1 protein-coding gene is annotated in these 2,550 nt (G+C 27.4%); it reads right to left on the bottom strand.

Annotated elements, in window-relative coordinates; genetic code table 11:
• Window positions 1–109: 109 nt before the first annotated feature.
• Window positions 110–2,491, bottom strand: a complete 2,382-nt coding sequence (locus E6248_RS15315) for a GxGYxYP domain-containing protein (RefSeq protein WP_316341635.1) — start codon at window positions 2,489–2,491, stop codon at window positions 110–112.
• Between the last annotated feature and the right edge of the window lie 59 nt (window positions 2,492–2,550).

The following is a 2,550-nucleotide window of genomic DNA, read 5'->3' as shown; positions in this document are numbered from 1 at the left end:
ATAAAAGAGATATAGGAGTAAATTTAACCAAATAATAAAATTATCAACCACAATGTGCTTTTCTCTATGAAGTATGAAGTAAACTGACTACTTCATAAATGTAATTATATTATTTAGGATTAACATTATCTTTAATCAATTTCATAAAAACATCTGGAGCTACAATTTTTACTTTAGGATTGTTATTTAATTCAGTAACTACATTTTGAAGGATATTCATATCATTGCTCCATACATGAAGATAAACAAAGGTGTAGGCAGCTTCATTAGTTAGGTCTATATTATCAGTATTAGCTCTAGAATTTATATTTTCAATTAATTGATTTGAATCCTCTAACCCACCCCATAGTAAATCACGACAAGAGACTACTGGTTTATTATTAGACCAAACTATTTCTCCATTATAATTATTATTTTTCTTATAATCTAAATAAAAAATTCCATCTATATTGGAATTCTCAGTATATTTATCCCATAAATTAGTTTTATAAAAGGCATCATCATCAATAATCAATACATATTTTTGATCTACTTTTTTCATATATTCATTCAATCTTTTTGTATAGGTATTTAGTTTATTTTCTGGATACATACTTGGATAGATATATCCATTGCCAGAGGGAGAAACTATATAGTAATCTGAATACTTTTCTGAGCTTGCACTTTCATAATATTTATTGAAAACAGTAGGTGCTAAATAATAAAGAGAAGGGCTTATTGACCAACCTAAATCAAAGTTACCTCTATTTTTAGATCCATACCATTTTTCTGAACTATAATTACTTCCAAGGAGCCATTGTTGATTGTCACCATCAGATATAATAAAGGTTACATAATGAACATTACCTTCCTTAGGAATTTCATTATTAGATTTTTGGGTTTGTTTATTTGTAGGGAATGAACTTAATACAGATAAATTATAAGACCAATCTGCTGCAATCATATCTACTCCATACTTAGAGGATATACTTACATTATTAAATTCATCTGGTCCCCATCCTAGACAACGAGCTATTTTATCCATAGATTTAAATATATTTTCTCTTAGGGAAAAGTCTTTTACATCTTCCTCATAAAATATAAGAGACTTAGACATTATTGCATAATCTCGTAATGCCATAGACTTTTCAGGGGATAATAGTATAACTGTAGAATGGTTTAAACCAGAATTCCATAAATTTTTATAGGCCCAGTACTTATCTGTATTTCTGCAATCTTTAGTTAAGTTATTTATTCCAAGTTCATTAAGTTTTGTTTCAAGAGATTTCTCTATAGGTATTGAATTATTTAGACCTGCAAGGGAAAATGCATTATTAATAGAAGGTGGATTTTCATTACTATATAGTATGTACCCATTAAATGATGATTTAAATTTTTCTAAGAGAATCCAAGGATTTGATATATTTTCGTAAGTGATATTGTAATTAGATGTTAAATCCTCAAGCCATATTTTATAATCAGGTTCATCATTATTTAAAATATAAATCTGTTCCTTAGTTTTTGTAGATATAATGCCTTGAAGAGCAGAGATCATACTCTGCTCTTCCTTTGTCATATAACTATCAGAAATAACATAAAGATGTTTAGGAATATTAGAATTCTTAATATAACAATCATTAGAATTTAAGTTTTCAAAAGTTATTGAGGAGGTAGTTTTAGCTTTAATTTTATTATAAAAGCTGTTTAAAAATTCAAAATGTTTTCCAGTATAAAAATCTTGGGCATTTTTTTCTTTAATTTTAGAAAGTAAAACTTGACGTTTTATAATATCATTTAAGCTTACTTCTTTGTGATTTCTAATAATATCGTACATTATCATAAAGGTAGTAGTTCTTCCAACACCAGCCTTACAGTGAAAGTGATACCAAGTATTTTCAGGATTATTCTTAACCATATCAATAAAATAATCAACCATTTCATCACTTGGGAGAGAACCATCAGTTACAGGAATACGAATATATCCAATGTTTTTATTAGATGTAAGAGTAAGTTCATCTTTAACGTCGTCTGGAGTTACTGTAACTTCAGTATTATAAAAAGTTAATGGTGTATTTATTTTAATAGATTGTAATAAGGCTTTTTCAGTAGATAGAACTTCAGGTAAAGTTAATCCCTTATTAGCATTATTTTTAGGATTTTCAAAGCTGACTCCTATTCCATTAATAAATCCGTGGGATTCTTGTCTTAGATCAACATCAAGAATGGGAAGGTTATTAGGAAGAGATTTTTTAATTAAATCAAGGCCAGTTTCTGAAAATTGCCCACTGCCAGAAATATTCAATTTATCTAAACCAGATAAGTTAAGATCCTTATATTCTGATAATGATGAAATATCAGTAGTCATGCGAAAGTGATGGGGCAACTTATTATCATTAGGAGCATTTTCTAATAAATTAACATCAGAAAAAGCCTTAGGGAAAGAAATAATATTAAATACTAAGCAAATAGTAATTAAAAAGATACGAAAACTATAACTAATAATTTTTTTCATACATATACCTCACATTATAAATAGTAGTTTATATATATTAGGATTAGAAATTAGAACAT

It is taken from the genome of Clostridium sp. (genome assembly GCF_032552055.1).
Lineage (GTDB): Bacteria > Bacillota > Clostridia > Clostridiales > Clostridiaceae > Clostridium.
Note: the sequence above shows the minus strand (reverse complement) of the source record. Positions and strands in the feature narration are given on the sequence as shown.